Annotated in this window: 17 protein-coding genes and 1 tRNA gene; 3 read left to right on the top strand and 15 right to left on the bottom strand. The window is 74.3% G+C overall.

Translation table 11 applies throughout. From position 1 onward, the window contains the following. Window positions 1-6: 6 nt before the first annotated feature. On the bottom strand, window positions 7-1,488 hold the full coding sequence (locus KUM32_RS17340) for an MFS transporter (protein ID WP_217142817.1): 1,482 nt from the start codon (window positions 1,486-1,488) through the stop codon (window positions 7-9). Window positions 1,489-1,580: 92 nt separating this feature from the next. Between KUM32_RS17340 and KUM32_RS17345 the strand changes: the two genes are divergently transcribed. Further along, window positions 1,581-1,679 (top strand) — tRNA-OTHER (locus KUM32_RS17345). On the opposite strand, the gene KUM32_RS17350 is transcribed toward KUM32_RS17345, so the two are convergent. The 7 genes from KUM32_RS17350 to KUM32_RS17380 form a co-directional block, all read right to left on the bottom strand. Next, the gene (locus KUM32_RS17350) at window positions 1,648-2,325 is read right to left on the bottom strand and encodes an SUKH-4 family immunity protein (protein WP_217142837.1); all 678 of its coding nucleotides are present in this window, start codon (window positions 2,323-2,325) and stop codon (window positions 1,648-1,650) included. The genes KUM32_RS17345 and KUM32_RS17350 overlap by 32 nt on opposite strands. A 173-nt stretch (window positions 2,326-2,498) precedes the next feature. After that, window positions 2,499-4,814, bottom strand: a complete 2,316-nt coding sequence (locus KUM32_RS17355) for a molybdopterin cofactor-binding domain-containing protein (protein WP_217142818.1) — start codon at window positions 4,812-4,814, stop codon at window positions 2,499-2,501. Continuing rightward, window positions 4,811-7,027 (bottom strand): 2Fe-2S iron-sulfur cluster-binding protein, encoded by a 2,217-nt coding sequence (locus KUM32_RS17360; RefSeq protein ID WP_217142819.1) that lies wholly within the window; start codon window positions 7,025-7,027, stop codon window positions 4,811-4,813. Before KUM32_RS17360 ends, KUM32_RS17355 begins: the two co-directional genes overlap by 4 nt. Continuing rightward, on the bottom strand, window positions 7,024-7,917 hold the full coding sequence (locus KUM32_RS17365; protein ID WP_217142820.1) for a xanthine dehydrogenase family protein subunit M: 894 nt from the start codon (window positions 7,915-7,917) through the stop codon (window positions 7,024-7,026). Before KUM32_RS17365 ends, KUM32_RS17360 begins: the two co-directional genes overlap by 4 nt. Window positions 7,918-8,158: 241 nt before the next feature. Continuing rightward, a complete protein-coding gene (locus tag KUM32_RS17370; protein ID WP_217142821.1) occupies window positions 8,159-9,772 on the bottom strand; it encodes a beta-N-acetylhexosaminidase in 1,614 nt (537 codons plus the stop codon). 176 nt (window positions 9,773-9,948) lie between these two features. Next, on the bottom strand, window positions 9,949-10,233 hold the full coding sequence (locus tag KUM32_RS17375; RefSeq protein WP_217142822.1) for a DUF3039 domain-containing protein: 285 nt from the start codon (window positions 10,231-10,233) through the stop codon (window positions 9,949-9,951). A gap of 148 nt (window positions 10,234-10,381) precedes the next feature. Further along, window positions 10,382-10,954 (bottom strand): YqgE/AlgH family protein, encoded by a 573-nt coding sequence (locus KUM32_RS17380; protein ID WP_217142823.1) that lies wholly within the window; start codon window positions 10,952-10,954, stop codon window positions 10,382-10,384. Between the two features lie 235 nt (window positions 10,955-11,189). On the opposite strand from KUM32_RS17380, the gene murA reads away from it, so the two are divergent. Next, the gene (gene murA / locus KUM32_RS17385) at window positions 11,190-12,536 is read left to right on the top strand and encodes a UDP-N-acetylglucosamine 1-carboxyvinyltransferase (RefSeq protein WP_217142824.1); all 1,347 of its coding nucleotides are present in this window, start codon (window positions 11,190-11,192) and stop codon (window positions 12,534-12,536) included. A gap of 364 nt (window positions 12,537-12,900) precedes the next feature. On the opposite strand, the gene KUM32_RS17390 is transcribed toward murA, so the two are convergent. From KUM32_RS17390 to KUM32_RS17420, 7 genes are all read right to left on the bottom strand, one after another. Next, window positions 12,901-13,182, bottom strand: a complete 282-nt coding sequence (locus tag KUM32_RS17390) for an HU family DNA-binding protein (protein WP_003990598.1) — start codon at window positions 13,180-13,182, stop codon at window positions 12,901-12,903. Between the two features lie 352 nt (window positions 13,183-13,534). Then, window positions 13,535-14,950, bottom strand: a complete 1,416-nt coding sequence (locus KUM32_RS17395) for an NAD-dependent malic enzyme (RefSeq protein WP_217142825.1) — start codon at window positions 14,948-14,950, stop codon at window positions 13,535-13,537. Between the two features lie 470 nt (window positions 14,951-15,420). Further along, a complete protein-coding gene (locus KUM32_RS17400) occupies window positions 15,421-17,742 on the bottom strand; it encodes a UvrD-helicase domain-containing protein (RefSeq protein ID WP_217142826.1) in 2,322 nt (773 codons plus the stop codon). Between the two features lie 367 nt (window positions 17,743-18,109). Beyond that, complete coding sequence (locus KUM32_RS17405) at window positions 18,110-18,700, bottom strand: ABATE domain-containing protein (RefSeq protein WP_217142827.1); 591 nt, start codon at window positions 18,698-18,700, stop codon at window positions 18,110-18,112. A 723-nt stretch (window positions 18,701-19,423) separates the two neighbouring features. Continuing rightward, window positions 19,424-20,587, bottom strand: a complete 1,164-nt coding sequence (locus KUM32_RS17410; RefSeq protein WP_217142828.1) for a uroporphyrinogen-III synthase — start codon at window positions 20,585-20,587, stop codon at window positions 19,424-19,426. Window positions 20,588-20,718: 131 nt separating this feature from the next. Continuing rightward, entirely contained in the window at window positions 20,719-22,080 is a 1,362-nt protein-coding gene (locus KUM32_RS17415) for a NarK/NasA family nitrate transporter (RefSeq protein ID WP_217142829.1), read from the bottom strand. A 467-nt stretch (window positions 22,081-22,547) separates the two neighbouring features. Continuing rightward, window positions 22,548-23,519, bottom strand: a complete 972-nt coding sequence (locus KUM32_RS17420; protein ID WP_217142830.1) for a LysR family transcriptional regulator — start codon at window positions 23,517-23,519, stop codon at window positions 22,548-22,550. An 83-nt stretch (window positions 23,520-23,602) separates the two neighbouring features. On the opposite strand from KUM32_RS17420, the gene KUM32_RS17425 reads away from it, so the two are divergent. After that, window positions 23,603-24,901, top strand: coding sequence for an MFS transporter (locus tag KUM32_RS17425; protein ID WP_217142831.1), 1,299 nt, complete (start codon window positions 23,603-23,605; stop codon window positions 24,899-24,901). The last annotated feature ends 191 nt before the right edge of the window (window positions 24,902-25,092 follow it).

The following is a 25,092-nucleotide window of genomic DNA, read 5'->3' on the forward strand; positions in this document are numbered from 1 at the left end:
CGCCGCTCACCGCTCACGCACCCGGGTCGCGACCCACGCGCCCACCAGCGCCACCGCCGCCATGGGCAGGAACACCGCCGCGAAGGCCGCCGGGTGGGAGCCGGAGGCCTCCGTGGCCGCGTGACTGACCGTGCCGCCGCCGAGGGCGGCGAAGGCGGCTCCGCCGGCGGAGAGCAGGATCACGTTGGAGAGGCCGTCGGAGATCTGGAGGGCGGCGGAGTTGGTGCCGGCCTCCTCGGGGGCGGAGAGCTTGAGCAGGAGCACACTGGTGGAGGAGATCACCAGGCCCATCCCGAAGCAGCCGAAGCCCCAGGCGACGGCCACCGTCCAGGCGGGCACGGCGTCGATCAGCACACTGGGCGCCGTGACGATGGCCGCCGCGACCAGGGCCATGCCGAGGGTCATCAGACGCTCACGGTGCGCTTCCAGGCGCGGCCGGGACTGCACCCACGAGCCCAGGGCCCAGGTCGCCCCGCCCGCGGCCAGCGAGAAGCCGGCCATCGTGGGGCTGAGCCCCCGCTGGGTGACCAGCATCAGGGGCACGAAGGACTCGGCGGCGACGAAGGAGCCCGCGGCGACACCGCGCAGCAGGACCACGGACGGCAGGCCTCGCGCCGCCCGGTAGGTGCCGGGCGGCAGCAGCCCGAGGACGGCCGGGACGAGCAGCGCCACGCCCACCGCGCCGGGCAGCAGGGAGACCCAGCGCAGGTCCTGGGCGGCGTACTGGAGCAGGCCGGCGCCCAGCGAGATGGCGAGGGCGAGGCGGATGCGGCGGCGGTCGAAGGACGCGGGCGCGTCCGCCCCGCCCACCGGCCCGGCGGCGCGGCTGCGTATCTGCGGGAGCGCGAGGGCCAGCGGGAACACCACCAGCACCGGGATGCCGACGAACACCCAGCGCCAGCCGAGGTGTTCGGTCACCGCTCCGGAGGCGAGCGGGCCGACGACGGAGGGGACGACCCAGCCCGCGGCGAACGCCGCCATGATCGCGGGCCGCAGCCGCTCCGGGTAGGCCCGCCCGACGACGACGTACAGCGCGACGATCACCAGGCCGCCGCCGAGCCCCTGCACGGCCCGCCCGAGGATGAACAGCCACATCGCGCCGGCCGTCCCGGACAGCACCAGTCCGACCGCGAAGGCGGCGATCCCGCCGGTCAGCGGCGTCAACGGGCCCCGCCGGTCCGACCACTGGCCGGAGAGCACCATCCCGAACAGGCTCGTCGTGAAGTACCCGGAGAACGCGAACGCGTACAGCGACACCCCGTCCAGCTCCCGCGCCGCCACCGGCATCGCGGTGCCGACCGCCGTCGCCTCGAAGGCGATCAGTACGACGACGGAGACGATGCCGATGCTCAGCGCCCGGTAGCCGCGGCTCAGCACGGTCGCGTCGGCGGGCGCGGTGCGGTCGGATCCGGAGTCGGAGTCGGGGACGACGGTGTCGGGGACGACGGTGTCGGCGACATCGGTGTCGCGCGGTTCAGGGACGGTCATGGTCGCCAGAGTAAGGGCCGCAGCTCACGGTGACCCCTGTCGGGAGGCGGTCACGGACCGGGACCTTGGTCGTACGACCACCGGCGCGGCCGGGCGTACGTGAACGGCGTGAGGGGCTCGCCCGCACTGCGTCCGTCAGCGAGCTCCGCTCGCGGGGAGTTACGCGGGTTCGATCCCCGCCACGGCCTCCAGCAGTGTCGCGCGGCGCAGCGCCCAGAGGGTGAGGGCGAGGGCCGAGACGTCCGACGTCAGGGGGCGGAGGGTGCCGTCGGGCGCCCGCCAGGTCAGGACGGCGCCCGTCGTGCCGTCGACGACCACGTGGTCCCCGCCCGTCAGCCGGCCCAGGCGTATGAGGTGAGCCGCGCGGTCGGGGGCCCGGTGCCCGGGGAACTCGTCGCAGTACTCGGTCAGCGTCGGCAGCGGCAGGTCGTCCGTGTCCCGGTCCAGCCGGAAGGGATGGGCGTCCTCGGGCAGGCCCGTCTGCCGCAGGAAACGGCGGGTGGGTTCGTGGCGAAGGGTCCCCGGGAAGTCGACGTCCTCGAACCGCGTCACCCGGCTGCGGCCGAACTCACGGTCCAGGAAGCGCGCCGGCAGGTCCGGGAAAGGTCTCGGCGCCGTGCGGCCCGCCGCCAGGAGCAGGCAGCTCATCAGGGCGGAGGTGTTCCACAGCGACGGCCTGTCACAGCCCCCCTGCGCCCACCGGGCGGCGCCGCGCGTCCACGACGGGTCCTCCACCGACGTCGCGAGGCGGACCCACGTCACCAGCGACGGCACCCCCGGGACGTCCGGCGCCGCCGGACCGTGCGTGCTCGTCGTCCCGCTCGTGACCGCGTGCATCACCGCGTGCATCGTCTCCCCCGTGCATGTGTGTCCGCCCGTGCGCCGACGGCTGCCGTTCCCACTCCTGCGGAGCCTACGCGCCGCCACTGACAACGCGCCCGTGCGCGCAGGCCGTTCTCCTCGTAGGACGCACCGGGCACCTCACCCGTTGCCCCACGCGCGCGGGCGGCTCAGCCGCCGGTCACCACCGCGGCCTGCGGACGGACCGGGAGCCGGTTCACCGGGCGCCCCGTGGCCGCGCGCACGGCGGAGGCGACGGCCGCCGGGGAGGCCACGACCGGCACCGCGCTGACCGCCTTCGCGCCGAAGGGGGCGACCACGTCGCGTTCCTCGACGAGCTTCACGATCCGGATGTCCGGTGCGTCCAGCGCGGTCGGGAGGGCGTAGCCGGTCAGGTCGGGGTGGCGGACCAGGCCGCGCGGGGTGCGCAGGTTCTCCGTCAGCGCGATGCCGACGCCCTGGGTCACGCCCGCCTCGATCCGGGCGGTGAGCTGGGCCGGGTTCAGCACCCGGCCCACGTCCTGCGCGACGGCCAGCTCCACGACCCGTACCGAGCCGATCTCGATGTCGACGTCCACCACCGCGCGGATCGCGCAGAAGGACATGCCGACGAAGGCGTCGCCCTGGCCGGCCTCGTCCAGCGGCTCGGTCGGGTGCGGGCGGCACTGGGCGGTGGCCCACAGTTCCTTGCCGTCCAGCGCCTCGGCGACGGTGGTCGACAGCACGCCGTCGTACGAGGTGATCTTTCCGTCGGCGATCTGGAGCAGCTCGGTCGACATCCCGAACTGGTGCGCGAGGGGCTGGAGGAGCTGGGTGCGGACCATCTTGGCGGCCCGCTCCACCGCGCCGCCCGACACCCAGGTGTGGCGGCCCCGGCAGCCCGGGCCGGCCGGGGGCTGGTCGGTGTCGACGGGCGCCACGTGCACCTCGTCGACGCCGAGCGTCTCCTGCACGATCTGCCGGGCCAGCGTGGTGAAGCCCTGGCCGGTCTCGACGGCCGCGCACAGCACCGTCGCCACGCCGTCCTGGACCTTCACGGTGGCCGTGGAGACCTCGTCGGCGCCCTCGGCACCGAGCATGTGCACCATGCCGATGCCGTAACCCACGCCCCGGCGCACCGCGCCCGGTTCGCCCGCGCCCTCGGGGCCGCCGGGCAGCAGCCACTCGTCCTCGGGAGTGTCCTTGGGCAGGGTGGGCAGCGGGAAGTCCCGTACAGCCTCCAGGAGTTCGGCGACCGGGGCCGGGCAGGTGACCGTCTGGCCGGTGGGGAGCACGTCGCCCGTGGCCAGCACGTTCCGCAGCCGCACCTCGGCGGGGTCCAGGCCGAGCTTCCTGGCGACCTTGTCCATCTGCGCCTCGTACGCGGCGCACACCTGCATGGCGCCCTCACCGCGCACATGGCCGGACGGCGGGTTGTTGGTGCGTACGGCCCAGCCCTCGATGAAGGCGTTGGGGACGACGTAGGGGCCGCAGGCGAACGCGACCGCGGCGGCCAGCGCGTCGGAGGAGGTGTCGGCGTAGGCGCCCGCGTCGAGCAGGATCTGCGCCTCGACCTTCACCACCCGCCCCTCGGCGTCCGCGTGGTGGCGGTAGCGCAGGAGGGTGGGGTGCCGGTGGACGTGGCCGAGGAAGGACTCCTCGCGCGTGGCGGCCAGTTTCACCGGGCAGCCGGTCTTCAGCGCCAGCAGGCCGAGCGGCAGCTGGAAGCCCCGGTCCTCCCGGTCGGCGGTGGCACCGGGCACCCCGGTGACGACGACCTTCACCTGTTCGGGTGGCAGGCCGTAGCAGGCGGCGGCCGTGTCGCGGTCGCCGTGCGGGTCGGTGGAGGCCACGTACAGCTCCACGCCGCCGTCGGGGCGCGGCACCGCGAGGCCCGCCTCGGCGCCGATGGGGGCCGGGTCCTGGCGGCCGATGCGGTACAGGCCCTCCACGACGACCTCGCCGGCCGCGTCCGGGTCTCCGTGGCGCAGCGGGATGTGCCGGATCAGGTTCCCGTCGGGGTGCAGCGGCTCGGCCTCGAAGGCCTGCTCGGGGTCGGTGACCGGGTCGAGCACCTCGTACTCGACGATGACGGCGGCGGCGGCCATCCGCGCGGTGTCCGGGTGGTCGGCGGCGACGGCGGCGATGGGCTCGCCGTGGTGGCGTACGACCTCGGAGGCGAACACCGGCCGGTCGGCCCTGCCCCGCCCGTGCAGCGGGGTGCCGGGTACGTCCTCGTGGGTGACGACCGCGCGGACGCCGGGCATCTCCCGCGCGTGGGTGGTGTCGATGGCCACGATGCGCGCGTGCGGGTGCGGGGAGCGCAGGACGGCCGCCCACAGCAGGCCCTCGGCCCACAGGTCGGCGGCGTACGGGAAGGTGCCCTCCGTCTTCGCGCGTGCGTCGGCGGGCGGCAGGGACGCGCCGAGGCCGTGCGGGACCGGCTCCGGGGCCAGGGCCGGCTCGACGGCTCCCTCGGCCTCCGCAGTCGCGGCGTCGTTGCTCACGCGTGGCCTCCGTCCTGGCGGTGGGGCTGGTCACCATAGGGCTGCTCGTGCGGGCCCTGGGAGTGCGGTCCGGGCGGGTCCGGCGTGCCGGGCGGTTCCGGGAACTCGAACGCCGCCGGGTTGACGCCGCCCGCGCCCGGACCCGCCTGGTGCGGGATGCGGGGCTCGTCGGCTTCCGTCCCGGGCGTGTCGGCGGCGGCGTGCGCCTCGCGCTCGGCGACGACCTCCCTGACCGCCTCCAGCACGCCCCGGTACCCGGAGCAGCGGCAGAGGTTGCCGCACAGGGCCTGCCGGGCCTCCAGTTCGGTCGGCGCCGGGTTGCCCTCCAGGAGGTTGTGCACGGTCATCGCCATGCCGGGCACGCAGAAGCCGCACTGCACCGCGCCGCACCGGGCGAGCGCCCGCTGCACGTCCGACGGCTGCCCGTCGGCGGCCAGGCCCTCGACCGTACGCACCTCACTGCCGGCGGCGGTCACGGCCGGGACCAGGCAAGAGGCGACCAGCCGCCCGTCGACCTGCACGTTGCAGGCGCCGCACTCGCCCTGCGAGCAGCCGTCCTTGGCGCCGGCGAGGCCGAGCCGTTCGCGCAGCACGTAGAGCAGCGATTCGCCGATCCAGGCGTCGGTGACGGGCCGGTCGGCGCCGTTGACGCGCAGCACGTAGGAGGCGAGGGGGTGCTCCTCGTGCGGGCCGGTGGAGGGCCGCTCCCGGGCGTCGGCGGCCGGGTCGGGCCCGGGGTCCGCGTCGAGGCCGGCCCGGGGCTCCGCCTCTTGCTCCTGCCCCCGCTCACGGCCGGGCTCGTGACCCGCTTCCCGCCCCTGCTCACGGCCGGGCTCGTGACCCGCGTCCTGGCCCTGCTCACGGCCGGGTTCGTGACCCGCTTCCCGCCCCTGCTCATGCCCCCGACCGGGCTCGCGCTCGTGCCCGGGGTGCGGCGCCCCGTCCCGTCCGGCCCGCGGGCCGGAGCCCTCCACGGGGCCGCCGGCGGCTCCCGGGCCGGTCGCGGCGGCCGGGGCCGGGTCCGCCGCGGGGTCCCCGGATCCCTCGGGTGCGGGGCCCGCCACGGGCGGCTCGGAGGCCTCCGGGACGGAGTCCGTCGCGGGTTCTTCAGCGGCCTCCGGGAAGCCCGTCACGGGCGCCTCGGAGGCCTCCGGGAGGGAGCCCGCCAGGGGTCCCTCAGCGGCTCCCGGGCCGGACTGCGACTCCACATCCCCACGCGCACCCACCGAGGGCTCAGCGGGCCCCTCAGGGGCCTCCTCGGCCCCCTCGGGCTCGCCGGTCACCGTCTCGTCGGCCACCGGTGCGGCGGAGCCTGCCGCCACGTCGGGTCCGACGGGTGCTTCCGCGTACGGACCGACGGCGGGCCCGGACGCGCGCGGGGCCGCGCCCTGCCGGTCCTCGCCGCCCGGGCCGGTCTGCGCCGCGGGGTCGCCCCACGGCTGTCCGGCCGGCTGGGTCGCCCAGGGCGCGGGGGCGCCGCCGGGCAGGGTGGCCGGTGCGGTGCCGCCCCACTGCCCGGCCAGCGACGAGGTGGTGAACTCGCCCGACTCGTCCGGCAGATCCCCGTCGGCGACGGGAATGGACCACTGCCCGGTCACGTCCTGGCCGGGCGCGGCGGCGGAGGGCGCGGGGCCCGTGCCCTCCGCGGCACCGGAGAAGTCCCACTGGGCGGTGGCCCCGGGCCGGTAGGTGAACCGGTCGTCTTGCGTCGCGTGCGCGTCGTACGGTGCGGCCTGCCCGTACGGGTCCTGCGCGGCCTGCCCGTACGGGTCCTGCTGCGGGTACTGGGCCCCGTACTCGGGGTGCCCGCCGTGCCCGTGCCCCTGTCCGCCGTGGTCGCCGTGCCCCTGGGCGCCGTGGTCGCCGGGCTGCTGAGCGCCGTGGCCGCCGGGCTGCTGACCGCCCTGCTGCGGGCCGGTGTCCGGGACGTGCCACTGGGCGCCGTCGACGGGTGCGGACGGCATGCCCCACGTGCCGGTGGCCGCCGGGTCGGTGCCGGTGGCGGGCGCGACCGTGATCTGCGGCGGCACATAGCCGTGTCCGGGCGCGGCGAGCGGGCTGTCCGCGGAGGCGAAGAGCGCGTCCACGCCGCCCTCGGGCAGCTTCACGAAGGCGGTGGCACCGTCGTCGTAGTCGCCCTGGGGCAGCGGGTCCCAGCGTCCGCCGCCGCGGGGCGTGCCCTCCGTGCCCTCTCCGTGCTGGTCGTCGGTCACGACAGCGCCCTCCCCAGTGCTCGTCGGGCCAGCGCGGCGACGGTGCGCCGCAGGTGCAGTACGGCCGGCGGGAGCTGCGGTACGGAACCGTCCTCGGCCGGGGCCGCGTCGGGGATGCAGGCGGCGGCGACGTACTCGCCGAAGGCGTGCAGGGCCTCCGGGACGATCGCGCGGCCGTTGTCCCAGTCGATGAGCCCGGCGACCCACTCCTCGGCCTCCAGGGGCCGCAGCGGCATCGGCGCGATCGCGCCGACGGCACACCGCACCCCGCGCCGGGCGGGGTCGAGGACCAGCGCCACGGAGGCCGTCGCGCGGCCCGGTCCGGTCCGGCCGGTCGCCTTCAGGAAGACCTGGGGCGCGTGCAGCAGCGGCACGCGCACGTAGCCGATGAGCTCGCCCGCGCGGAGCATCTCCATGCCTGCCAGCAGGTGCGACACCGGCATCTCCCGGCGGGCCCCGTCCGGGCCGGCGATGATCAGCGTCGCCTCCAGGGCGGCCAGCACCGGCAGCGCGTCGCCGGTGGGGGCGGCCGAGGCGATGTTGCCGCCCAGGGTGCCCGCGTTGCGGATCTGCGGCGGTCCGGCGGCGCGCGCGGCGGCCGCGAGCGCCGGGATGAGGGCGGCGAAGTCGGGGCGGCCCATGCGGGCGTGCGTGAGTCCCGCGCCGAGCAGCGCGTGGCCGTCCTGGTACTGCCAGCCGCGGATCTCGCTGATCCGGCCGAGGCCGACCAGCGCGGCCGGCCTGAGCTGCCCGGAGTTGACGGCGGCCATCAGGTCCGTGCCGCCCGCGACCGGCACGGCGGTGGGCATGGCGGCGAGTGCCGCCACGGCCTCGTCCAGTGTCGTGGGCAGCGTGACGGCCTGCGCCGCCTGCGGTGCGTGCGTGGTCAAACCGACTGCCCCTTCCCGCTGTCCCACCTGGTCCCGCCCATGTGGCCGTACCGTACGGCCTGACAGGGTGGACGTGGCAACTCTGGCACATCTTCGCAGGACTCGAACGCGGGGGTCCGCTAGGAGGCATTCACCCACCTCACCAGTGACATGGCCCGTTTTCGCACGGGACATCCATCGATCGGTGGTACGTGCGACGTACGCGAGTTGCCACGCTTCCGTGGCGTTTCGGCGCTTTTCCCTACCTGTTCGGCGGAGGACCGTCGATCGGCCGGCCGAGCACGCCGGGCCGCCGCTGCCAGGGCAGGGGGCCGGCGGGCGGCCGGTAGGCGACGCCCAGGGCGTCGAGCCGCCGGTAGTGGACGGCCATCCGCCGCTCGAAGTCGGCGAAGTCCCGGTCGGCCGGGGCGGGGAGGGCGCTCCAGGCGACCTCCGCGAACGCGGCGAGCCTCGGGAACGTCTGGTAGTCCACGCGCGCCTGGTTCTCCATCACCTCGGTCCACACGTTCGCCTGGGTGCCGAGCACGTGTGCGGATTCCTCCGGCGTCAACTCCCCGGGAACCGGCTCGAACCGGTAGACGTCCTCCAGGGTGCGCACGAAGCCGATCGGCACGGGTTCGTCCTCGCCGCCGTGCTGACGGTGGTCCAGGTACACCTGCTGCTCGGGGCACATGACGACGTCGTGTCCGGCGCGCGCGGCGGCGACCCCGCCCGCGTACCCGCGCCAGGAGGACACGGCCGCGCCCTCGGCCAGTCCGCCCTCCAGGATCTCGTCCCAGCCGATGAGCCGGCGCCCGCGCTCGGCGAGCCAGGTGTCGAAGTGCTGGACGAACCAGGCCTGGAGTCCGTCCTCGTCGGCGAGCGCGAGTTCCTCGATGCGGGCCTGCGCGGTGGCCGAGCGCCGCCACTGGTCCTTGGGGCACTCGTCGCCGCCGACGTGGATGAACTCGGAGGGGAAGAGCTCCAGGACCTCCTCGAAGACGCCCTCGTAGAAGCGCAGGGTGTGGTCGGTGGGGGCGAGCACGTTCTCGGAGACGCCCCAGGTGTCCCAGACGGTCAGGGAGGCGGTGTCGACGACGTCGGTGTTGCCGAGTTCCGGGTACGCGGCGATGGCGGCCTGCGAGTGTCCGGGTACGTCGATCTCGGGGACGACGGTGATGTGCCGTTCGGCGGCGTAGGCGACGATCTCCCGGATGTCGTCCTGGGTGTAGTAGCCGCCGTGGGGTTTGTCCTCCCAGAGCGGTGAGGCCCGGTGGCCGAATTTGGTGCGCGCCCGCCAGGAGCCGGTCTCGGTGAGCTTCGGATGGCGTCTGATCTCGACGCGCCATCCCTGGTCGTCGGTCAGGTGGAAGTGCAGGACGTTGAGTTTGTGGGCCGCCATCAGGTCCAGGTAGCGCAGGACGCCTTCCTTGGGCATGAAATGCCGGGCGACGTCCAGCATCAGGCCGCGCCAGGGGAAGCGGGGCGCGTCCTGGACCCGGCCCAGCGGCAGCCGCCACCGGGTGCCGGGCAGCGGCGCGCGCCGGAAGGCGTCCGGTCCGAGCAGTTGCCGCAGCGTCTGGGCGCCCCAGAACAGGCCGGCCGGGTCACCGCCCGCGAGGTGCGCACCGGCCGGAGTGACGTCGAGGCGGTAGCCCTCGGGGGCCAGCTCACCGTCGAGGGACAGGCGGACGACGTCGTCACCCCCCGCCCCGGGCGCGAACGGCAGGCCGGTGGCCGCTCCCACCGTGGCGCGCAACCAGCGTTCGGTGCGCTCGGTGCCGTCACCCGCCACCAGCTTGGTGTCCGGGCCGAGGCCGAGGAAACCGCCTTCCCGGAGCGTCAGTTGCCGAGGCCGGGGAATCAGGTCCGTCACGTCAGTCCTACCTTCAAGGGTGGTCCTTCACCGCTGAGTCGCGGCCGGAGACGAGTCGTCGTAGCACGGGTACGGAAGAAGACCAGCGGCGCCGTCGGCGGCGACAACGCGATGACCCCCGGAGCGCGCGCGGGCACGCTCCGGGGGCCGTCGGAACTCTCGGTCGGGCGGGGCTGCTACTTCTTGTCGCCGCCCTTGCCCTCGTCTCCGCCGCCGCTCATGGACTCGTAGATCTCCTTGCACATGGGGCACACGGGGTACTTCTTCGGGTCACGGCCCGGTACCCACACCTTGCCGCACAGCGCCACGACGGGGGTGCCGTCGAGGGCGCTCGCCATGATCTTGTCCTTCTGGACGTAATGGGCGAAGCGCTCGTGGTCGCCGTCACCGTGGGACACCTGCGGCGTCGGCTCTACGAGGGTCCCCGTACCAGTCCCGCGCTCGGGCTCGAGAGTGCTCATGCATGCCAGGGTACTGAAAGCCGGGGTTCGCGAGCTCACACGGACCGGGTGATCGCTCGACCGGCCGGGCGGCCGAGCGGTCGGGCGGCCGAGCGGTCGGGCGGCCGAGCGGTCGGGCGGGCACTCGGCCGGGCGACCGGCCGGGCGCTCAGTTGAGCGAGGGGTCGTCCGGGTACGTCGCCACCATCGCCAGCTCGTTGCGCTGGCGGCGCAGGACCTCGCGCCACAGCCTCTCCGGGAACGGCGAGGAGACGTCGCCGGGCTCCGACTCGACCACGTACCAGGCGCCGTCCGTCAGCTCGTCCTCCAGCTGGCCCGGGCCCCAGCCGGCGTACCCGGCGAAGATCCGCAGGGCGCCCACCGCGGGGGCCAGCAGCTCCGGCGGGGCCTCCAGGTCCACCAGGCCGATCGCGCCGTGCACCCGTCGCCAGCCCAGGGGTGCCCGCTCGCCGGCCGCTCCGCCGGGCACGACGGCGACGCCCAGGGCGGAGTCCAGCGACACGGGGCCGCCCTGGAAGACGACGCCGGGTTCGCCGGCCAGTGCCGCCCAGCCCTCCAGGATGTCGCCCACGTCGACCGGCGTGGGGCGGTTCAGCACGACGCCGAGGGAGCCCTCCTCGTCGTGGTCGAGGAGGAGCACCACCGCACGCTCGAAGTTCGGGTCCGCCAGGGCGGGCGTTGCCACGAGCAGCCGCCCTGTGAGCGAGGACACCTCGGTCATGCCAGACATGATCCCGCATGTTCCCCTCCCGTGGGGAGGCAATCGGGGGCACGGGGGTGAACGCGCACTCCGCGCACGCCCCCTCGGCCGTGACCCCGCGTACGCGAGGGGGAACGCCCCGTGTTGTGACGAATCCATGACGTCGGCCTACCACGCACAGGCTTACAGACGGGGGGTACAAGGCGACTACCCTTTCCCTCCTGGCCCCTGCCCAACCCCACGGAACGCGAGATTCATGACCGTCAACGGCGCTGATGACGTACTGCTTGTCCACGGCGGAACCCCGCTGGAGGGCGAGATCCGGGTCCGCGGTGCGAAGAACCTCGTGCCGAAGGCCATGGTGGCGGCCCTGCTGGGCAGTGCGCCGAGCCGACTGCGCAACGTGCCGGACATCCGCGACGTGCGGGTCGTACGCGGCCTGCTGCAACTGCACGGGGTGACGGTCCGTCCGGGCGAGGAGCCCGGCGAGCTGGTCCTCGACCCCTCCCACGTGGAGAGCGCGAACGTCGCCGACATCGATGCCCACGCGGGCTCGTCGCGCATCCCGATCCTCTTCTGCGGCCCGCTGCTGCACCGTCTCGGCCACGCCTTCATCCCCGGCCTCGGCGGCTGCGACATCGGCGGCCGGCCCATCGACTTCCACTTCGAGGTGCTGCGGCAGTTCGGCGCGAAGATCGAGAAGCGGGCGGACGGCCAGTACCTGGAGGCCCCGCAGCGGCTGCGCGGCACGAAGATCCGGCTGCCGTACCCGTCCGTCGGCGCGACCGAGCAGGTGCTGCTGACGGCCGTGCTCGCCGAGGGCGTCACGGAGCTGTCCAACGCGGCCGTGGAGCCGGAGATCGAGGACCTGATCTGCGTCCTGCAGAAAATGGGCGCGATCATCGCGATGGACACCGACCGCACGATCCGCATCACCGGTGTGGACGAGCTCGGCGGCTACACCCACCGTGCCCTCTCGGACCGCCTGGAGGCCGCCTCCTGGGCGTCCGCGGCGCTGGCGACCGAGGGGAACGTCTACGTCCGCGGAGCGCAGCAGCGCTCGATGATGACGTTCCTGAACACCTTCCGGAAGGTGGGCGGCGCCTTCGAGATCGACGACGAGGGCATCCGCTTCTGGCACCCGGGCGGCCAGCTGAAGTCCATCGCCCTGGAGACGGACGTGCACCCGGGCTTCCAGACGGACTGGCAGCAGCCCCTGGTGGTCGCCCTGACGCAGGCCACCGGCCTGTCCATCGTCCACGAGACGGTCTACGAGTCCCGCCTCGGCTTCACCTCCGCGCTCAACCAGATGGGCGCCCACATACAGCTGTACCGCGAGTGCCTGGGCGGCTCCCACTGCCGCTTCGGCCAGCGCAACTTCCTGCACTCGGCCGTGGTCTCCGGGCCGACCAGGCTGGAGGGCGCCGACCTGGTCATCCCCGACCTGCGCGGCGGCTTCTCGTACCTGATCGCCGCCCTCGCCGCGCAGGGCACGTCCCGGGTCCACGGCATCGACCTCATCAACCGGGGCTACGAGAACTTCATGGAGAAGCTGGTGGAGCTGGGGGCCAAGGTCGAACTGCCCGGCAAGGCGCTCGGCTGACCGTCTGATCACCTCCACCGCCTGCCCGGGGGTCGTCCACCGCCTCCCGGGCAGGGGCGGCACGGAGAAGCCAGTGGTGCCGGGGCGAAGGCCGAGCCGCCCGGCGGGGCACTCGGCCGGCCGCCTGGTCAGCTCCGCCGTCGGGCGGAGCGCCCGGCCCGGCGGGAGCCGGCAGGACGCTGCGGAAGCGCCGATGGGGCGGTCACCCGGATTCGGGTGACCGCCCCATCGGCGTGTGGTGGACGCCCCCTCAGGGGGCGCGGGTCCGTGTCGACCGCGGCTCCGCCGCGCGTGCGCGGCCGGCCACGGACGACCCGCGAGCCGCGAGGCGGCCCGCAGTCACCCGGCGCTCGAAGCGGAGCGCTTACTTGCCCTTCGCGGCTTCCTTGAGCTTGGAGCCCGCGGAGACCTTGACGCTGTAGCCGGCCGGGATCTGGATCGGCTCGCCGGTCTGCGGGTTGCGGGCGGTGCGAGCGGCACGGTGGGTGCGCTCGAAGGTCAGGAAGCCGGGGATGGTGACCTTCTCGTCGCCCTTGGAGACGATGTCGCCGACGACGTCGGCGAACGCGGCCAGCACGGCGTCGGCGTCCTTGCGGGTCACCTCGGCGCGGTCGGCCAGCGCGGCCACCAGCTCACTGCGGTTCATGTTGTTACTCCCGTGTTCTTCTTGCCATTGAGGCGTGCCACGCGGCGGAGCCGCATGATGGGCACAGCGATGCCGATGCTGCCAGGGGCCTCGGACACTCCCCGGACCCGGGTCGGTCGTCAGACCCTCGCGCCCAGGGAGGCATCCTGCCTCCACCTGCGGCGGTAAAGCCAATCCGGCACCCCCAGGAGTCGTGAGAACACCCTTGGGAGTCACACGCCGAGAGGGCCTGAGCCTTGCGCCACCCTAGAGGGCGAGGAGAGGCCCGCCATCCCACGACGCGCCGGTACGGCGGCCCGCCGTGGCGATCCTCACAACCGCTGCGGGGGGCCGCTGCCCCGTGTCTCCGGGCCTAGGACGCGGCTCCGGCGGACTTGGCCGCCTCCCGCACGGCGCCCGCGACGGCACCGGCGACCTTGTCGTTGAAGACGCTGGGGATGATGTAGTTGGGGTTGATCTCGTCCTCGGTCACCACGTCCGCGAGGGCCTGCGCGGCGGCGAGCATCATCTCGGTGTTGACGGTGCGGGACTGGGCGTCCAGCAGACCGCGGAACACACCCGGGAACACCAGGACGTTGTTGATCTGGTTCGGGAAGTCGGAGCGGCCGGTGGCGACGACCGCCGCGGTCCGGCGGGCGACCGCCGGGTCGACCTCGGGGTCCGGATTCGCGAGCGCGAACACGATCGCGTCCTCGGTCATGGCGGCCACGTCCTCGCCGTCCAGGACGTTGGGGGCGGAGACGCCGATGAAGACGTCGGCGCCGTGCACGGCCTCCTTCAGGGTGCCGGTGAGACCCTCGGGATTGGTGTTGTCGGCGATCCAGCGCAGCGCGGACCCGGGCGCGGCGTCGACCAGGTCGGCGCGTCCGGAGTGCACGACGCCGTGGATGTCGGCGACGACGGCGTTCTTCACGCCCGCGGCGAGCAGCAGCTTGAGGATGGCCGTACCGGCCGCGCCGGCGCCGGACATCACGACCCGCACGTTCTCGATGCCCTTGCCCACGACCCGCAGGGCGTTGGTCAGCGCGGCGAGGACGACGATCGCCGTGCCGTGCTGGTCGTCGTGGAAGACGGGGATGTCGAGGGCCTCGCGCAGCCGGGCCTCGATCTCGAAGCAGCGGGGGGCGGAGATGTCCTCCAAGTTGATGCCGGCGAAGCCCGGGGCGATGGCCTTGACGATCTCGACGATCGCGTCGGTGTCCTGGGTGTCGAGGCACAGCGGCCAGGCGTCGATGCCGGCGAAGCGCTTGAACAGGGCCGCCTTGCCCTCCATGACCGGCAGCGCGGCCTTCGGGCCGATGTTGCCGAGGCCCAGCACCGCCGAGCCGTCGGTCACGACCGCAACGGAGTTGCGCTTGATGGTGAGGCGGCGGGCGTCCTCGGGGTTCTCGGCGATCGCCATGCAGACGCGGGCCACGCCCGGCGTGTAGATCATGGAGAGGTCGTCGCGGTTGCGGATGGGGTGCTTCGACGCCATCTCGATCTTGCCGCCGAGGTGCATGAGGAAGGTGCGGTCGGAGACCTTGCCGAGACTGACACCCTCGATACCGCGCAGCTGCTCCACGATCTCGTCGGCGTGCGAGGTCGAACCGGCCGCGATGGTGACGTCGATCCGGAGCTTGTCGTGGCCGGAGGCCGTGACGTCGAGGCCGGTGACCGAGCCTCCGGAGGACTCCACGGCGGTGGTGAGCTGCGAGACTGCGGTTCCGCTCGCGGGCACCTCCAGCCTGACCGTCATCGAGTAGGAGACGCTGGGCGCCGTTGCCATGGCCGACTTCCTCTGCTTTCACCGTGTAGCTGTGCTGTGCCGTCCGATCGTCGCACCTACCACCGAGTACGCGGTAGCCGCCCTGGATTGCGAACCTTTTGTTCGCGCGCCGTCCAACCGGAGAGTGGGACTCTTTCGGAAAACAACTTCCACCATACGAGAAGTTGGCCACCGGCGGAAGGGGCGACCGGGACAGGGCGCCGGAAGGGACGACGGGAGGGACGACGGGAGGGGCGCACCGGCCCGCGAACGGACCCCCGGGTACGGACCTCCGGGCACGGGAATTGTCTTGCGGGAATCGTTTGTTACCTTGGATGTGGCACCGGCTCGATCCAAGCCCCCGGGCCCAACCTTCGTCGCTACGAGCGACCACTTGCCGCGAGGCGAGCATGGCGGGTCGGTGCCACTCAGACGCACGAGAGGCCCGCGCCGTCCGACGACGGCGCGGGCCTCTCGCACATCCGGGTGCCTCAGTCGCGGAGCAGGTCCGGCACCCCCGCGGCGTCCGGCTCGTCCCGCTCGCACGAGACGACCGTCAGCTGCTGGGTCGCCCGGGTCAGGGCGACATACAGCACCCGCAGCCCGGCGGGCGACTCGTCGGCGATCTCGGCCGGCGAGACGACGACGGTGGCGTCGTACTCCAGGCCCTTCGCCTCCAGGCTGCCCAGCGCCACCACCCGGTCCCCCAGTCCGGCCAGCCAGCGCCGGGCCTCCTCCCGGCGGTTCATGGCGACCACGACGCCGACGGTGCCGTCGACGAGGTCCAGCAGCCGGGCCGCCTCCTCCCGGACCGTCTCGGCGAGAGAGTCCCGCACCACCACGAAGCCCGGCTCCACGCCCGTGGACCGCACGGCCGTCGGCGACGGGGAGCCCGGCATGGCGAGGGCGAGCACCTTGGCCGCCAGGGCGGCGATCTCGGCCGGGTTGCGGTAGTTCACCGTGAGCTGGAAGCGGCGCCGCGGACGGCTGCCCAGGGCCTCGTCGCGGGCCGCCGCCGCCTCGTCGGGGTCGGACCAGGAGGACTGGGCCGGGTCGCCGACGACGGTCCACGTGGCCTGCCGGCCGCGGCGGCCGACCATCCGCCACTGCATGGGGGTGAGGTCCTGGGCCTCGTCGACGATGACGTGCGCGTACTCGGTGCGCTCCTGCGCGAGGCGCTCGGCGCGCTCGCGCTGGGTCTCCTCGCGCTGCGGCATCAGCTCCTCCAGGCCGGTGAGCTGGTCCAGCGGGTCGAGCTCGCGCCGCTTGCGGGGGCGGGCCGGGGTGCCGACGATGGCCTGGAGCTCGTCGAGCAGGGCGATGTCGTGCACGGAGTGGCCCTCGCGCCGCAGCGAACGGGCCACCTTGCGGATCTCGCCGGGGTTGAGGACGCGCCGGGCCCAGCGGCCGAGGCGCCGCTCGTCCGCCATGGCCGCCAGCACGGCGCCGGGGGTGAGCTCCGGCCACCAGGCGTCCAGGAAGGCGGTGAAGGAGTCCTCGGAGGTGACGTCCTCGTCGAAGGAGGACCGCAGTTCGGCGGCCAGCTCGGGGTCGGTGTGGCGGGCGCCGGCGCCGGACTTCTCCCACAGGGCGTCCAGGAGCAGCCTGCGGGCGCGGGGGCGCAGCAGGTTGACGGGCGCGGTGCCGCCGAGGGCGGCCTGGCGGATGGCGGCCAGTTCCTCGCCCTCCAGCTCGAGGCGGCGGCCGAAGGCGACGACCCGCAGCAGGGTCGGCGAGTCCTGCGGCTCCAGGGCCCCGCGCGCGGCCTTGCGCAGCACCCTGAGCATGCGGGAGGAACCCTTGACGCGGGCGGTGGCCGGGGAGTCGTACAGCGTGGCCTCGGCGCCGTCGACCAGGGAGCCGATGGCGCGGATGGCGACCTGGCCCTCCTCCCCCAGGGAGGGCAGCACGCCCTCGGTGTACGCCACCAGCAGCGGGGTGGGCGAGACGATCAGGATGCCGCCCGCGTAGCGGCGCCGGTCCTGGTAGAGCAGGTACGCCGCCCGGTGCAGGGCGACGGCGGTCTTGCCGGTGCCGGGGCCGCCCTCGACGTAGGTCACGGAGGCGGCGGGGGCGCGGATCACCATGTCCTGCTCGGCCTGGATGGAGGCGACGATGTCCCGCATCGTGTGGGTGCGGGCCTGGCCGAGGGCGGCCATCAGGGCGCCGTCACCGATGACGGGCAGCTCGTCGCCGTCCAGGTACGCCGTGATCTCGGGCCGCATGAGGTCGTCCTCGACGCCGAGGACGCGCCGCCCCTTGGAGCGGATCACCCGGCGGCGCACGACCCGGCCCGGGTCGACCGGCGTGGACCGGTAGAACGGGGCCGCGGCGGGCGCCCGCCAGTCGATGACCAGCGGGGCGTAGTCCTCGTCCAGGACGCCGATGCGGCCGATGTGCAGGGTCTCGGCGATGTCGGCGGTGTTGTCCGGCCGGAGGGCGCCCTCCGCGGGCTCCACCGCCGTGTACGCGCCGTCCGGGCCCTTCTTGCCGTCCTTGCCGAGGAGCAGGTCGATCCGGCCGAAGAGGAAGTCCTCGAACTCGTTGTTCAGACGGTTGAGGTGGATGCCGGCCCGGAAGACCTGGGCGTCGCGCTCGGCCAGCGCACCGGGCGTACCGACGTGGCCGCGCTGTGCGGCGTCGTGCATGAGGAACTCCGCCTCGTGGATCTTCTCCTCGAGGCGGCGGTACACCCGGTCCAGGTGTGCCTGTTCCACGCGGGTCTCTCGGTCCCGCACGGAGTCGTGTGCGGCTTCCGCCGCGGCGCCGTGAACCGAGTCGACCGCTGAATCCTGTTGAGCCTGTGCGGCCACCGGGCCCCCTTCTGACGTGCTGGGCAGCCGTCAAAGGTACGCGAAGGGGGCTCCGGAAGCCACGCGTCGGCCTGGACCAGCCGCTCGCCGGCGCAGGCCAGCACCGCGGAGTGACCGGTCCGGGCGGGCTGGGGGGCGGCGCCGCCGTGCCCGTGGAGCGGCTTCCCGGCCTGGTCGGTGGTGGCGTCCGGGACGCCGTGGCCCCGGTCCGGAACCGTCCGGGAGCTGGGCGTCTCCCGCCCGCCGTGCCCCGTCGGGCAAGGCGGCGAAGGCGGACCCGGCCGGGCTGCCGGTCCTCCCCGCCCCGTTTCTCCGGACCTTCCCGTCACGCCACCGGGAGCAGCCGGAGGACCCGGGTGCGCGCGGGTCAGCGGGCCAGGGCGGCGCGGCGGCGGTGCCGGGCGACGCGCTCGCGGTTGCCGCAGATCTCACTGGAGCACCAGCGCCTGCGGCGCCCGCGGGAGGTGTCGACGTACACGATCGGGCAGTTGTCGCCCGCGCACTGCCGCAGACTCGCCCGTGCGACGGGGTCGGTGAGCAGGTCCACCGCGTCCCGGGCGACGGCACCGAGCAGTGCCCCGCACTCCGGCGGACCGGTCAGCTCCCTCACCAGAGCGCCGTCGGCGCCGCGCACCGCCCGCGGGGCCGGGGGCGCGGCACCGGCGAGGTCGTTGACGCGGGCGAGCGCGAGGTCGTACGGACGGGTTCCGGGCCCGGCCCGGCCGCGCACCAGCCTCGCTGTCTCACGGCGCAGTTCGCGGAAGCCGGCCAGCCAGGAGGCGTCGGCGTGGGTCAGCGGGGTGCCCGCCGGGACGAGTCCGGAGCCGGTGATCCAGGCGCGCAGCACCTCGACGGAGTCCAGCCGTTCCATGGGGTGGGTGGTGGCGATGAGGTCCAGACAGATCCGCCCGGTGTCGAACCGCAGCTCGTACGGGTCGGTGGCCGTACCCAGTGCCATGTTCCTGTCACCGCCTAGGTTGCCCGGTGGGGCGGGCCGGAAAGGGGAACGGGTGGGCCGCTCCCTCCGCCACCCTCTACAGTGCCTGCCCGCTCCCCCGCCCGGAACCCCTCGCACCGCTCCCGCGTGGGCACCCGCGCCCACGCCCGCGCCCGGGCCGCGTCCAGCACAGCTCCCGCGCGCGGACCGGACCTTGCCCACACACCCGCGCGCGCCCGGAGCACGTCCGTCGCGTCACCGCGCCCGCCGACCGGAGGCAGGGGGAACGACGGGCAGGGGTGCGCCCGTTCGCGTCACCGCGCCCGCCGACCGGAGGCAGGGGGAACGACGGGCAGGGGTGCGCCCGTTCGCGTCACCGCGCCCGCCGACCGGAGGCAGGGGGAACGACGGGCAGGGGTGCGCCCGTTCGCGTCACCGCGCCCGCCGGCCGGTCCACAGCACAGAACGACCGGCCGACGCACACCCCGGCCGACCCACACCCGCCCCGCCACCGCGCCCGCCGACTGGTCCCCACCCGCAGAACGACCCACCGAAACACATCCGCACCCCCGCCATGCCCGCCGACTGGCCCCCGCCCGCAGAACGACCGGCCGACGCACACGCGCTCCCGCCACCCCGTCCCCGACGGGACACCTCGGCCGGACGTCCCCACCGGACGTCCCCACCGGACGTCCCGGCCGGACACCCCGCGCGGCGCGACGGGATCCGGTCGGCGTGCCCACCTCACGTGTCCGCGTACTTGGCGTCCGTCGCCGGGTCCAGGGCCAGGCGGTAGCCGCGTTTCACCACCGTCTGGATCAGCTTCGGCGCGCCGAGGGCCGTGCGGAGGCGGGCCATGGCCGTCTCGACGGCGTGTTCGTCGCGCCCCGCGCCCGGCAGGGCCCGCAGGAGGTCCGCGCGGGGCACGACCCAGCCGGGCCGCCGGGAGAGCGCGCGCAGCAGGGCCATGCCCGCGGGCGGCACCGGCCTCAGCTCCCCGTCGACCAGCACCGCGTGCCCGCGGATCTCCATCCGGTGCCCGGCGACTGGCAGGGCACGCGCGCGGCCCGGGAGTTCCTGGCACAGGAGCTGGACGAGGGGACCGAGCCGGAAGCGTTCGGGCTGGACCGTGTCGACGCCGTGCGCCTGGAGCGGCACCGCCGTGACCGGGCCCACGCAGGCCGGCAGCACGTCGTGGCCGAGGGCGGCGAGCAGTCCGGGCAGCAGCCCGCGTTCCTCGGCGCGGGCGAGGAGGGACGCGGCGGCCGGCGCGCTGGTGAACGTCACGGCGTCCAGGCCCCGGGCGACGGCGGCGTCCAGCAGCCGGTCGACGGGCCCGAGGTCCTCCGGCGGCAGCCACCGGTAGACGGGCACGCCGACCACCTCGGCGCCGCCCTCCCGCAGCGCCTCCACGAACCCCGGCAACGGCTCGCCGTGCAGCTGTACGACGACCCGGCGGCCGTCGACGCCCTCCTCCAGGAGCCGGTCCAGCACCTCGGCCATGGACTCGGAGGCCGGCGACCACTCCTCCGTCAGCCCGGCGGCCCGTACCGCGCCCTTGACCTTGGGCCCGCGCGCGAGCAGTTCCACCTCGCGCAGCCGGCCCAGGAGGGCGTCGCCGAGACCCCAGCCGTCGGCGGCCTCGATCCAGCCCCGGAAGCCGATGGCGGTGGTCGCCACGACGACGTCCGGTGCCTGGTCGATGAGCTGCTTGGTCGTGGCCAGCAGCTCGCTGTCGTCGGCGAGCGGCACGATCCGCAGTGCCGGGGCGTGCAGGACGGCGGCACCGCGTCGCTGGAGCAGCGCGCCCAGTTCGTCGGCCCGGCGGGCGGCGGTCACGCCCACGGTGAAGCCGGCCAGGGGGCCGTGGTCAGGTCGCTGGACAGGTCGCTGCTGTTCGTCGTCCATGGCTCGCCGCGCTCCGATCGTTCACACCCATGTGCACATCCACCGCACACCCACGTGACCAGTCACGTGCCGAACGAGCCTGCCAACGCTGCGTGACAGGCTCGGTTCCGTCTCATGTCACCAGTGTTACGTCACACCTCGGCGTAGCTGAGCGGTGCCTTCGTCTCCGCCGGGCCCGCCGGGCCGTCGGACGCCCGTACGGCAGGGCGGCGAAGGTATACCGCCCAGGTGACGGCGAAACAGACGGCGTAGTAGGCGAGGAAGGCGACGAAGGCGCCGGTGCCCGAGCCGACGGAGAGGAAGGACTGCCGGAAGGCGAGGTTGATGGCGACGCCGCCGAGGGCGCCCACCGCGCCGATCAGCCCCATGGAGGCACCGGAGAGCCGCCGCCCGTATGCCACGGCCTCCTCCCCCGCCAGCCCCTCGGCGAGCGCCTTGTGCTGGAAGATGCCGGGGATCATCTTGAACGTCGACCCGTTGCCGAGCCCGCTGAGCACGAACAGCACCACGAACACGGCCACGAACAGCGCGAGCGACTCGGTCATGCTGGCCGCGACGAGTACGGCGGTGGCGGCGGCCATCGCGACGAAGTTCCACAGCGTGATCCGCGCGCCGCCGTACCGGTCGGCGAGCCTGCCGCCCAGCGGCCGGATCAGCGAGCCGAGCAGGGGGCCGATGAAGGTGAGGTACGCGGCCTGGAGCGGCGTGCGCCCGAACTGGGTCTGGAGCACCTGCCCGAAGGCGAAGCTGTAGCCGATGAACGAACCGAACGTGCCGATGTACAGCACGGCCATGATCCAGGTGTGGGCGTCCCGGGCGGCGTCCTTGGCGGCGCCGGTGTCGTTCTTCACGGAGGCGAGGTTGTCCATGAAGCGGGCGGCGAGGACGGCGGCCACCAGGATCAGCGGGATGTAGATGCCGAGCAGCACCCTCGGCCCGCCGCTCGCCCCGATGATCGCGAGCGCCGTGAGCTGGATGACCGGCACGCCGATGTTCCCGCCCCCGGCGTTGAGGCCGAGCGCCCAGCCCTTCTTCCTGAGCGGGAAGAAGGCGTTGATGTTGGTCATGGAGGAGGCGAAGTTGCCGCCGCCGATGCCGGCCAGGAGGCCGACGAGGAGGAAGGTGGAGAAGGACGTGCCCGGCTCCATGACCGTGAAGGCCGCGACGGTCGGTACGAGCAGCAGCCCGGCGGAGATGATCGTCCAGTTCCGTCCGCCGAAGACCGCCACGGCGAACGTGTACGGCACCCGCACGACGGCCCCGACCAGCGTCACCACGGACGTCAGCAGGAACTTGTCGGCCGGTGTCAGCCCGTACTCGGGCCCCATGAAGAGCACCAGCACGGACCACAGCGTCCAGACCGAGAACCCGATGTGCTCGGAGAGGACGGAGAAGAACAGGTTCCGCCGCGCGATCCGCTCCCCCGTCTCCTTCCAGAAGGTCTCGTCCTCGGGATCCCAGTGCTGGATCCAGCGGCCGCCAGGGACTGTCATGACGCCTCCACGCGCTCCGGGGCTCGGTTGCACCGAAGGTAGGAAGGGCGCGTTTCGGCCCGGTGGGGCTGTGGGTGACCGCGAGGGAACGTTGCTCTCACCCCGCCGGGCGGCCGGGTGAGAGGTCGTGGGCGGGCCTGTGGAGGCCGGGGCGGCCGGGGCGGCCGGGGGTTCGCAGCGGGGGTTCGCGTCGGGGTTCCACCGGGCCTCGGGCCGCCCGTGCACCCGCGGAAGCCGGCACCCGGCGGCGCCGGCGAGCACACCCGGACGGCCGCGGTCGTGCACCCGGACGACCGCGGCCAGGACGAAGGCACCGGACCGACCGCCGGCACGGCACCGCGCGCGGGCCCCGCGCCCACCGGGACAGGCCCAGGACTGCCGGAAGACGACGCGGGCGGACATCAGACGTTCTCCGCGTGAGACGTTCTCCGCGTGAGACGTTCTCCGCGTGAGACGTTCTCCTCGTGTCAGTCGTGGACCGCCATCACGGCGGCGTCGGCGTCCGGGATCCACGCTCCGGCCGGGATGCGGAGCCAGCGTTCTTCGGCCACGAGCTGGGTGACCGCCCGGCGGAGGGCGTCGAACGCCGGGTGCACCAGCCCCTTGCGCCAGACCAGGGACACCGGCGACAGCGGCACGGGGTCGACGAGCGGACGCACGACGGTCGAACCCATGGGCGGGAAGCTCACCACGGCGAGGACCGGGTTGCCCGACTTGTCCATGATCCGCTGGAACTCCTCGTCCCCGACCGCCAGCGGCGCGGGCGGCGCCACGTCGATGCCGCGGCCCTCGAACAGGCGGTGCGCGAGCTCGGTCCACTCGGGTGTGCGCGGATTGCCGGCCCCGGCGTACACGGTCTCGCCGGCCAGTGCGGCGAGCGGCACCTCCGGGAGCCGGGCCAGCGGGTGGCCCCCGGGCAGCACCACCGCCATGGGCTCGTAGCGGACCGGCTGGTGGCCGAGGCCCGCCCGCAGGGCGGGGGCGAGGCCGGCGAACCGGCCGAACGAGGCGTCGAGTCGGCCGGCGAGCAGTTCACCGGCGGCGCCTGTCAGCCCGCTTTCGTAACGTGCCATCAACTCGTGCTCCGGCGCGAGCGCGCGGGCCCGCTCCAGCACCAGTCGTCCGGTGGCCAGGCCCGGGGAGTTGACGTCCACCAGCAGCGGGCGGGCCTGCCCGAAAGCGGCCAGCAGTTCGTCCTGCGCCTGGAGGACGCGCCGGGCGTACGGCAGCAGCCGCTCCCCGTCGGCCGTCAGCGTCACCTGCCGGGTGGTCCGGACGAACAACTCGACGCCCAACTCCCGCTCCAGGCGCCGCACGTCTCGGCTGAGCGCCTGCTGGGCGACGTACAGACGGGCGGCGGCCCGGGTGAAGTGCAGGTCCTCGGCGACGGCGACGAAGGCCCGCAGGAGGCGGGGGTCCACGGGGGCGGGTGCGGGCATCCGGCGAATTTACAACAGCTGTGCGTGAATGGGTACGGCGAAGGTGTTGGACCCCTTGAGCGGCCCCGGGGGACGGTGGACGCATGCCGCAACCGACCTCCGAACGCCCGTCCCCGCAGAGCACCTTCCTCACCGTCACCGCCGACACCCTCGTCGTCGCCGACTTCCACCCGCGCGCCCGGCGCCGGCCGGCCGGTCCGTACCGGCGCCTTCTCTCCACCCCCGGGGCCCGGGCGTTCACGGCCGGGAACCTCATGGCCCGCCTGCCCATGGGCATGTTCAGCGTGAGCGCGGTCGTGATGATCGCCGGCACCCGTGGTTCGTACGCCCTGGCCGGCGCCGTCACCGCGACCGGGCTGGCGGCGACGGCACTGGTCGCCCCCTGGACCGCGCGGCTCGTGGACCGGCACGGCCAGGCCAGGGTGGCCCTGCCCGCCACCCTGGTCGCCGCCCTCGGCTCCCTCGCCCTGCTGCTGTGCGTGCGGTACGGCGCCCCGGACTGGACCCTGTTCGCCGCCTACGCCGCCACCGCCACGACGCCGAACACCGGCGGCATGGCCCGCGCCCGCTGGGCCCACCTGCTGAAGGACGACCCCGGTGCCCTGCACACCGCGAACTCCTTCGAACAGGCCGCCGACGAGCTGTGCTTCATGCTCGGGCCGGTGCTCGCGGCGTCCCTGTGCACGACGCTGTTCCCGGAGGCCGGCACCCTCGTCGGCGTGGTGCTGCTGGTGACCGGCATGCTGCTCTTCACCGCCCAGCGCTCGACGGAACCGCCGGCCCGCCCGCGCCCCCGCACCGCGGCCCCCCTCCGGGCGCCCGGCATACCCCCGCTGCTGGCGGTCTGCCTGGCGATGGGCGGGGTCTTCGGCGCCATGGAGGTCGTCACGATCGCGTTCGCGGACGCACAGGGGCACCGTACGGCCGCCGGCGTGGTCCTGGCCCTGCAGGCCGCCGGTTCCTGCGCCGCGGGCCTGCTGTACGGCGCGCTGAAGCCGGCCGGGCCGGCCGAGGACCGCCTGCCGTGGTGCGTCGCCGCGATGACGGCGCTGCTCACGCTGCCGCTGCTCGCGGCGTCCCTCACCGGCTCCCTGCCGCTCCTCGCCGCCACGCTGCTGGTCGCGGGCATGGCCACCGCCCCGACGATGGTGACCACCATGACCCTGGTCCAGCACCGCACTCCCGAGGGCCGCCTCAACGAGGGCATGACCCTCGCGGTGACCGGCCTGCTCGGCGGTATCGCCTGCGGCAGCGCGGTGGGCGGCTGGACGGCGGAACACGCGTCGCCCACGGCCGGCTACGGCGTACCGGTGACGGCAGCCGCGGCGGCCCTCCTCCTCACGCTGCTCCCCCTGCCCGGCCGGTCCCACGGACGCCGCTGACCCCGCCCCTCTTCCTCGTCCCTCTCACCCCGTCCCCCGTCTCCGCCTCCGGCTCATCGGTCCCGTCCACCCCATTGACGACCCCGCCGCCCCCGCCTACCTTCCTCCGTCGAAGCGCTTCGACGGCTCGACGGCCCCGGAGGACCGAAATGGTGACGGCATCACATCGTGCGGTGACACCGGAGGCGGGC

This window comes from Streptomyces sp. AC627_RSS907 (assembly GCF_019049165.1).

Excerpts from the sequence above, each read along its gene's own strand:
- KUM32_RS17340 (WP_217142817.1), bottom strand. The coding sequence starts at position 1,488 with ATGACCGTCCCTGAACCGCGCGACACCGATGTCGCCGACACCGTCGTC.
- KUM32_RS17350 (WP_217142837.1), bottom strand. The coding sequence starts at position 2,325 with ATGCACGCGGTCACGAGCGGGACGACGAGCACGCACGGTCCGGCGGCG.
- KUM32_RS17375 (WP_217142822.1), bottom strand. The coding sequence starts at position 10,233 with ATGAGCACTCTCGAGCCCGAGCGCGGGACTGGTACGGGGACCCTCGTA.
- KUM32_RS17380 (WP_217142823.1), bottom strand. The coding sequence starts at position 10,954 with ATGACCGAGGTGTCCTCGCTCACAGGGCGGCTGCTCGTGGCAACGCCC.
- murA (WP_217142824.1), top strand. The coding sequence starts at position 11,190 with ATGACCGTCAACGGCGCTGATGACGTACTGCTTGTCCACGGCGGAACC.
- KUM32_RS17390 (WP_003990598.1), bottom strand. The coding sequence starts at position 13,182 with ATGAACCGCAGTGAGCTGGTGGCCGCGCTGGCCGACCGCGCCGAGGTG.
- KUM32_RS17395 (WP_217142825.1), bottom strand. The coding sequence starts at position 14,950 with ATGGCAACGGCGCCCAGCGTCTCCTACTCGATGACGGTCAGGCTGGAG.
- KUM32_RS17405 (WP_217142827.1), bottom strand. The coding sequence starts at position 18,700 with ATGGCACTGGGTACGGCCACCGACCCGTACGAGCTGCGGTTCGACACC.
- KUM32_RS17410 (WP_217142828.1), bottom strand. The coding sequence starts at position 20,587 with ATGGACGACGAACAGCAGCGACCTGTCCAGCGACCTGACCACGGCCCC.
- KUM32_RS17415 (WP_217142829.1), bottom strand. The coding sequence starts at position 22,080 with ATGACAGTCCCTGGCGGCCGCTGGATCCAGCACTGGGATCCCGAGGAC.
- KUM32_RS17420 (WP_217142830.1), bottom strand. The coding sequence starts at position 23,519 with ATGCCCGCACCCGCCCCCGTGGACCCCCGCCTCCTGCGGGCCTTCGTC.
- KUM32_RS17425 (WP_217142831.1), top strand. The coding sequence starts at position 23,603 with ATGCCGCAACCGACCTCCGAACGCCCGTCCCCGCAGAGCACCTTCCTC.